Here is an 8,657-nt window from a genome sequence, read left to right on the forward strand (position 1 = left end):
ACGGCAAAGAAGCCACGCACCGAATCTGCGGGCAACAGAAGGACATATTTGGGGAAGAACGGCGCCCAGAAGGTCGCAGCGATCTTGCCCACGGCAAAGCCGATCAGCCCCAAGCCCAACGCCTGTTGCAGGATCATGCCCGCAATCGTGCGATTGCGCGTGCCGATCAGCTTGAGCACGGCGATCTCGCGGATCTTGCCAATGGTCATGGTGTAGATGATGAAGGCGACGATCGCAGCGCTGACGATGGCGAGGATCACCAGGAACATGCCGATCTGCCGCGCCGAATTGGCAATCATCTTATCGACGAGAATCTCTTCCATCTGGGCTCGCGTATAAACGGTCACGCGCTGCCAGCGCCGGATGGCGGATGCGACACTCTCGGCATCGGTGCCGGGGGTCACGGTTACCAGCACCGCATTGACACTGGTGCTGGTCGTCTGCGCGGCATTCACGGCTTCGGCCACGGCCGGATTGCCGGGCGGGTTCAAGGTCGGACTGGAAGCCGTGCGCGCCCGCTGACGCATGATCGCATCACTGTCCTTCTCGAACTGGGCTTCCTGTGCATCCTTGAGCGACAGAAACAGCATTGGGTCGCCGCCTGAAGAAACCATCCGGCTCGTCAGTCCGACAATACGATAGCTGTTGCGGCGCACCTTTACCTTATCGCCTATTGCGAAGCCGGTCTTTATGTCTGCCACCGCTTCGTAATGACCTTGCACGATCCGGCGGCCGGCGAGGAGGTGCGGGGGCTGGCCCGGCTCGCCCGGCTGAGCCACTTCGGCACCAACCACCATGACCCGCACGTCCTTGCCTTTGTGTGCGATCTGCATGGTCAGATAGGTGACGCCCGCCGCGCGATCGACGCCCTTCATGGCCCGGATCGGACGCTCGGTATCCTCGTTCAGGCTTGATGGTTCGGCATAGGGGCCAAGCGTATCCTTTTGGACCACCCACATATCCGCGCCGCTGTTGTCGAGCAGGGCCTCTGCATCGTCAATCATGCCGCGATAGACCCCGGCCATCGACAGCGTGACTCCGATCAGCAGGCCGAGCCCCACGCCGGTGAGGACGAACTTGCCCCAGCCATGCAGGATATCGCGGCCAGCAAGGCTGATCATTGCCGCACCGTCACGGCAATTTGTCCACGACGGTGATGCGGCTCGACGCCTTCAGCGGCCGGACGCTGTGCAGGACCACCTGATCCCCCAGATTCAGACCATAGAGTACCTGCACCCAGCCTTCGGCATCTTCCACGCCAAGCCGCACTGCCACGAATGCCAGATCGCCATCGCGCAAGGCCCAGACACCCAGTTCGCCTCCGTTGCGGTGTATGGACGCGTTCGGCAAGGCGAGCCTGCGCCCACGCGCAGGCAGGCTGATTGTCACTTCGGCGAGTTCGCCGATGGGCGGAAGTGCTGCGCCAGCATCAAACGTCACTTTGGCTAGCACCTCTTCAGTCACGGCATCGGCCATTGGCTCCACCCGAAGGACGGAGCCGCGCAAGGGCGCGCCGATCCGTGAACGCAGCACGATGTGCGCTGGAAGTCCTGCCGTGATTCCGCCTGCGTGGGTCTGGTCGAACCGCGCATTGATCCAGAGTTCAGCAGGATCTACTATTTCAACGACGGCTTGCCCGGCCACCACGGTTGTTCCCGGTTCGGCGAGGCGGCGCACGACCAGCCCGGCCTTGGGCGCGATGAGGCGCAAATTGGCTTTCTGCTCTAGCAAGGCAGCACGCTCCGCCCCGGTCCGACCACGGTCCTGAACAGCGGCCGCCCGGTTCGCCTGGGCCGCTGCAAGCCCGGCTTCGGCTGCGGCCAGCGCCTGGCGTCGCTGGTCGAGCGCCGCGCGGGTCAACCAACCGCCACGGAACAGCTCTTCGCCGCGCGCCGCCTCGCTGCGCGCCAGGGTAAGACGTGCCCCGGCATCGGCCACTTGCGAGGCTGCCGCCTGCTCCAGTGCCGCCGAGCGGGCCGTACTACCCCATGCTGCTGCGATGCGCTGATCGAGATCGATCGGATCGATCAGGGCCAGCAACTGACCCGCTTTCACCCGGTCTCCAACATCGACGGACAGGCTTGCTACCCGCCCCGGTGCGGTCGGCCCGATCCGGTGCATGTAGCGCGCTTCCACCGTGCCGATCCCGAACAGCGCCGGTGCGATCGCGCGCTCCTCGACCCCAACCGCCGTGACCTTGATCGGCGCCAGCGGGCCCGAACGGATCGCCACCCAGATGAGGAGGACTACCAGCGGCACAAGCACCGCCAGCAGCATCCACACCCTTCGGTTTTGCGGCAGGGGTATTCTCATGGGGCTTCTCCAAGGCCTTGCCGGAAAAGGCCGAACAAACGGCGGGCCAAGGCTGGCATGGCCGAGAAATCGTCCACGGCAAGGGCCTGCATGACCAGGCCCTGGACCATGGCGAGGAACATGACGGTCGCCGCATCGACATCGGTGCCTGCCGCGATTTCACCGGCATCGCGCGCGGCGGAAAGCTCGCGCGCCACTCTAGCCCGATATCCGGCCATCAGGTCGCGGACGATGGCTTTTGTTGGTGTGTCGCCGGCGCGCTGGAGCTCGCCGAACAGGATGCGCGGAACGCCGGGGCTGGCGATGACGAAATCCACGTGAGCGGCCAGCATTGCCTCAAGCCTGGCAAGCGGATGATCGGCAACCAACGCATCGAACCGGCTGTTCAGTTCGGCGCAAGTCCATTGGAGCACGGCGGTCCATATCGCCATCTTGTCCGGGAAATGACGAAACAGCGCACCTTGCGACACACCCATGGCCGATGCGATCTGCGTTGTGGTGATTTCCGCCGGATCGCAATGCGCCGCCTGACCGATCACCGTCGCAACGATTTCGGCACGCCGCATGTCAGCGGAAAGGTAGGGGCGGCTCATACAGTGCTTGTGTCACAATAAAAGCAAGCCGTCACTTTCTTTTGAGGGTCGCCCCTGGATGGTGTTCGCCGGCGCATCGCCCTCAAAATTTGCTCTATGGCAACAATACCTCTTTCCTCAACTCGCTATTACGCATATGATATGCGTATTAAATCGGTTGGGCGGGAGCACCCTCATCCTTGTGTCAATTTCATGGCGCAAATCGCTCCACCCGACTGGTGCGTGATCGCGCACCAGCGTTACGGGCCCCGTGTCGATTCCTTGCCGCACCCCATGAAAGCGGCTTGTGAACGGCATGGGGCCCGTAGCGGAAAGCACGGCGGTACTTATGTCAGAGCTGCTGTGGCGGCACTGAATTAAACTGCCTCCACAGTACCATCGGCAACATCGTAACGCCCAGGAGCGGAAAAAGCGCGGCGAGGGCCACGAGCAAAATCTTGACGCCGGTGGGTGTCCGATCCCCCTTCTCAAGCAATGGAGCGCCCAGTTTTCCCTCCGGCCGTCGCTTCCACCACAGGATCAGGCCAGCGATGACTGCTCCGATGAGAATCAGGCAAACCAGTAGATTGGCCAATTGGTTGCTGAGGCCATATTGCCGCCCCATATGAGTCATTACGCCCCATTCAACCGCCTTGGCAGTGGAGCTGTAGTCAGCCCAGCCGATATTGCCGATGATATGGGCACTGCCAGGATCGACATAGATGGTCCGCTGCCCTTCGGCCTTGTCCGGCACATAGGAGATGGTGAACACATCACCCAATTTGCGCGGATAGATGATGCGGACCCCGCCGCCCCAGCGCGACTGATCCAGCCGGGGGAGCAGGGCTTCCATGTCGGCGATTCCCGCTTTGCCCATGCCCTGACCGCGCGGCGCGGGGCTGTGCTGGATTGTCCAGGGTAATTTGGAATCGGATGTTTGCTGCTGGTGCATGGCGTGGTCATCCCCAGCCATGCCACCATCTGCCTTGGGCGGAGCCTTGAAATTCGGCGAAGCGGCAACGAAGGGAACGACGTCACCGAGCCGGGCGAACTGCGGCCCCCAGAATGCTGACCAGGGAAGGCCTGTCAGCACCAGCAGGATCACAAAAAGCGCGTTGAAGATGGAGGGGATGCTGTGCAGGTCACGCCAGTATCGCCTTCCGCTTGTGCCTAGGCGGGGGACGAACACGCCTTTGGCCTTCCATTTGCGCGGCCACCACAGCCAGATGCCGGTCGCCATCATCACAAGGGTCCAGCAGGCGACCAGTTCGACGGCATGACTGCCAATCTCCCCGCCCAGCAAGGTTCCGTGCAGATCGCGAATGATATTCATTGGCTGCCAGTCCGGGTCGGTCGTTCCCGTCACCTTCCCGCTATAGGGATCGAGATAGACGTCACGCGCCTCTCCCCCGTCGGTGATGCTCCAGATCGACGCCGCCGCGCTTTCACGCGGCAGCACGACCCGATTGACCGTGGCACCGGAGAAGGCGGCAAGCACTGCCGCCTCCTGCCTGGCCAGCGGCAAGACCTGGCTGCCGACCGCCACCGTCTGAACGTCCCGGTTCCACCAGCCTTCAAACTCCCGGTCGAACAGATAGAGAGCCCCGGTTATTGTCAGGATGATAAGAAACGGTGCAATCCAGAGTGCAGCGAAGAAATGCCAGCGCCACACGGCACGGTATCCGTGGGTGATGGCATTGTCGTCCGCTTCGGTTGCTGTCGTCGCCATGCGCTTGCCCCCCCCCTTAGAAGTTCACGCCGAGGCGCAGGCTGAATGTCCGGGGATCGCCGGGATAAACGGCGAAACTGTTCCCCGACGCCGTGAAATACCGTTCATCGAACAGGTTATTGAGCGCCGCATCGATGGAAAATCGCCCGATCCTGTAGCCCGCGCCGATACTGGCCAATGTGTAAGCGGGCAGCACAGTGCTGCTCCCGTTGACGAGCAAACGGTTGCTGACATGATTGACGCCGCCGCGCAGAGACAATTGTGTTCCGGGCACCTGCACTTCTGTGCTGGCGTTGAAGCTGTGCCGGGGCACGTCGCCAATCCGCAAGCCCTGATCGCCATCGTTGCTTTTGGTGATCTTGGAATCGAGCCAGGCGTAACCCAGCCGCAGGGTCCACCAGTCGGTCGCTTGCCAGACGCCTTCCGCTTCGATCCCGCGCACGCGCTGCTCGCCGACGTTAATGCTGAAATCGGGATTGCTGGGGTCTGTTGTCAGAGCATTGCTGCGCTTGATTTCGAAAGCGGAAACAGAGCCGCGAAATGCACCGGAGACAAAGCGCAGGCCCAGCTCGGCTTGCGATGACTTTTCCGGCAGCAACGGATCACCATTGGCAGACCGCGCTGCGGCGCTGCTTTCCACATCAAAGCCGGTATTATACCCGGCATAGACTGAAAACGCGTCGCTGAGCTTGTAAGTCGAGCCTATCTGCCAGATTGTGGTGCTGGTCTTGGCCTGATTGGCCGCAGCGCCGCCAAACGTGCCGTCTGCGGCATCGATCCAACTGTGACGAAGCGCACCGATCAAATTCCAGCGCTCAGTCAGGTCTATCTGGTCCTGAAAATAGAGCGCCTGCCCATCTATGTTGTAGAAATTGTCGAAGGCAAAGGCCCGCACCGGTGCCGTCATGCTAAAGGTATAGACCGGATTCAGCACGCTGATCGGTGCGACATTGGTGAGGTTGGACTGGGTAAATCGGCCGCGCTCCCAGTCATATTCGAAGCCGAACAGCAGTTTGTGCTTGATGCCGCCGGTGTTGAGTTCGCCGGAAATATCGAGCTGGGCGATATAATATTCGTCATTCTCCTCACCCTGACGGCCATTGCGGTTGATTGTCGTCAGGTCTGCCTGAGGCGCGCGCGCGCGAATCTGGTGAAAGCGCGTGTTGAACTCACTGTACTGGAAACGCGGGGTTACTATCCATTTGTCCGACAGCGCGACATCGACCCATACCTGAACCAGCGGCGCACTAGCCTTCATGCCATCGATGCTTGGTTCGCCAAGAAACTGGCTGCGCGCGATGGGACCGACACCATTGCTTTCCACCGTCCCCTTGATTGGCAGGCCGGGATTGCGGCGGGTATCACGCTCGACATATTCGGCAACAAGGTTCGCCGTAACCCTGTCAGAGGGCGCATAACGGAGACTCACCGCGCCATTGAGCCGGTTCATGTCCTGAAAATCAACGAAAGTGCCGGAACGCTCGACCTCGCCGGTCACGCGGATTGAAAGCCCTTGGGCAAGGCCGCCGGTCATATCGACGGTCAGCATCTTCTGGTCATAGTTGCCCATGGTCGCGGCCATACTGATGGCCTGTTGTTCCTTTGGCCGCTTGGTGATGATGCTGATGATTCCGCCTACCGCCGATTGGCCATAGAGCACGCCCGACGGGCCTTTCAGCACTTCCACGCGCTCGATGTTGGACAATGCCGATGCATCGACATCTTCGTAGTAGCGTTGACGAATGCCATTGCGCATCTGGTCGGCCAGAAAGCCCCGAAGCTTCAGGCTGAACGACTGATATGCTCCAACCCGCGAATAGCCGGGGCTAGCGCTGGGCACATTGCGCAACAGATCGCCGATCGAGGTTGCGCCTTGCTCAATAATGTCTTCCGCACCAATGATCTGCACCGACTGTGGCACACGCTCGATGGGAATGCCGGACTTGCCGCCAAAGTCGCCTGAGAATTTTGTACCGGTGACGATAATGTCGCGCTGAGTATCACCGCCCTCTGCCTCTTCGGCAAAAGCAGGCGCAGCGAAAACGAGAGCCGCAGTGAGTGCGACAAGCGAGGTCTTCATTTCTGATAATCCTTGAGAAATTGGTCATTGGCTTCCGGTCGCAAGGCCGGGGCGCGTTTGCCGAGTCAAAGAAACGCTAGCGAAAACTGCATCCACCGCGATCAGCGGCAGGCAGTCTCATCCAGCAATTCTGCTGATCGGCTCAGACCCGCGAAGGCGGCCCATGCGAAGGCGGCCGCAGACGCACCGCGCCGACGCGCGGTAATGCACTTGGGGGAAGAAAACCCAGCGCAAGGATGAAGAGAAGCGCCAGTGCCAGAAGCGGCGCATCGGCTCCGCCCATCATTGCCGTCGAAAGCACGGAAAAAGCGCAGGGACTATCGGTTGCCCCCTTATCGGCGGGAGCGCCTGATTTTCCGGATTCCATGGGGAACGTCATCGTTATGGTTTTGGCCGCCCCCATTCCCTCAGAACAAATTCCAACGGTAAAGGTCTTGGAATCGGCCGAAATCATATAGCCCGCCGGCATCAATGCCTTCACGCACAGCGCTATCGCCAGAAACAACATGGCAATATAAGGGCGTGCCAGGATCACGGTACGGAGCAAACGCATGGCGAGCCTATAGAGAGTTCAGCGGGAGTTTCCATTCCATCCGGCAATTTTACCACTGGGCTCTTCGGCTCACTTATACCGGTTTTTGCAACAGCTCGCGGAGTCTGTCCAAAGCATCCCGCTGTCACTTAGTCTGCACCCGCATTACGCATCGACGCCAAGATACCTGCCAAGGCTGCGACAAGGTCGGTCTGCGTAACAATCCCGATCAGCTTCTGCGAGCCATCGACAATCAGGACTTCATGTCGGCTACCATCGGCAAGGGGGCGCACCAGCGAAGCTGCAGCTGCATCCTCGCGGGCCAGAAGTGCCCCGGATGAGAGATCTCTCGCCATTGTGCCGGGCCGCACCAGATCCAAAGCGGTAATGATGCCGCGCACCTTGCCCATACGATCAACAACCGGCAGCGCATGCAGGCGGCGTTCGGACATAAGCGCCTCCACTTCATCGCGGCCAAGTTCTTCAGGCGCGCTGATCGGACAGGCCGACATGATGTCGCGGCACGTCAGGCTTGCCGTATCCTGCTCCAGTTGTCTCAGTTCGACTTCGCGAAAGAGCGTCTGCAGATCGTCCTCGCTGACATCGAGAACCTCGCCGTAGCTTCCCAGCACTTCGGACAGTGCATTTGGCGAAGGGCCGATCCTCCCGATGGGCGAGGTGCGACCCCGGCCGCGTAGTCCGGTCGTTTCGTCGGCCCGGTGCGGATAGCTGTGCCCGGAAACCCGGTGATAGAGCATGGCGCAAAGCACCAGAAGCAGCGAGTTCAGGGCGACCGGCTGCAGCGCAAACAACCAGCTGTGCGCCGGACCTTCGGCTCCGCCCAACGCAACGAGCAATGCCGCAGCACCGCCAGGCGGGTGCAGGCAACGTAATGCAGTCATCGCCAGGATGGCGACACCGACCGCACAGCCCGCAGCCAGAGCCGGATCGGGAATAAAGCGGGTCAAGGCAACAGCCGCCAGTGCTGAAACGGTGTTGCCGCCGACCACGGCCCAGGGTTGTGCCAGCGGACTGGCCGGTATCGCGAAAAGGATGACAGCGGAAGCGCCCATCGGAGCAACTATCCACGGGGCAGTCGGATCCCTGGCAAGCAGGGCGCACACAAACGCCGTCAGGGCAATTCCGAATAGCGCCCCGGACGCTGCCTTGACGCGATCCAGCCACGAGAACCCTGGGAGACGAACACCGTGCAGGTGGGTCTGGGTATCACGCGCCTGGGTCATCCAGACAAGCTCAGTTCAGGGTCGAGAGATAGGCAATGAGGTCTGCGCGATCCTCGGGCTTTTTCAATCCGGCAAAAGCCATCTTGTTGCCCTTCACGAACGCTTGCGGATTTTCGAGATAGGCTGACAGCGTCTGCTCATCCCAAGTCAGCTTTGCGCCCTGCAACGCGGGCGAATAGGTAAAGCC

At 61.0% G+C, this 8,657-nt stretch carries 7 protein-coding genes; all 7 read right to left on the reverse strand.

All coding sequences use genetic code 11. The features are described 5' to 3' along the window. On the reverse strand, positions 1-1,121 hold a 1,121-nt coding region (locus tag IT549_RS06875; protein WP_292971233.1), incomplete at its 3' end, for an ABC transporter permease. Between the two features lie 10 nt (positions 1,122-1,131). Next, complete coding sequence (locus IT549_RS06880; RefSeq protein ID WP_292971235.1) at positions 1,132-2,277, reverse strand: efflux RND transporter periplasmic adaptor subunit; 1,146 nt, start codon at positions 2,275-2,277, stop codon at positions 1,132-1,134. Between the two features lie 32 nt (positions 2,278-2,309). Further along, positions 2,310-2,906, reverse strand: a complete 597-nt coding sequence (locus tag IT549_RS06885) for a TetR/AcrR family transcriptional regulator (RefSeq protein WP_292971237.1) — start codon at positions 2,904-2,906, stop codon at positions 2,310-2,312. 331 nt (positions 2,907-3,237) lie between these two features. Then, positions 3,238-4,614, reverse strand: coding sequence for a PepSY domain-containing protein (locus tag IT549_RS06890; protein ID WP_292971239.1), 1,377 nt, complete (start codon positions 4,612-4,614; stop codon positions 3,238-3,240). A 16-nt stretch (positions 4,615-4,630) separates the two neighbouring features. Beyond that, positions 4,631-6,694, reverse strand: coding sequence for a TonB-dependent receptor (locus IT549_RS06895; protein ID WP_292971241.1), 2,064 nt, complete (start codon positions 6,692-6,694; stop codon positions 4,631-4,633). A gap of 142 nt (positions 6,695-6,836) precedes the next feature. Further along, positions 6,837-7,247 carry a hypothetical protein gene (locus IT549_RS06900; protein ID WP_292971243.1) on the reverse strand — a complete coding sequence of 137 codons (411 nt, stop codon included), beginning with the start codon at positions 7,245-7,247 and terminating at the stop codon, positions 6,837-6,839. A 128-nt stretch (positions 7,248-7,375) separates the two neighbouring features. Next, positions 7,376-8,470, reverse strand: coding sequence for an HPP family protein (locus tag IT549_RS06905; protein WP_292971245.1), 1,095 nt, complete (start codon positions 8,468-8,470; stop codon positions 7,376-7,378). Positions 8,471-8,657 lie beyond the last annotated feature (187 nt).

The organism is Novosphingobium sp. (assembly GCF_020852455.1).
Classification (GTDB): Bacteria; Pseudomonadota; Alphaproteobacteria; order Sphingomonadales; family Sphingomonadaceae; genus Novosphingobium.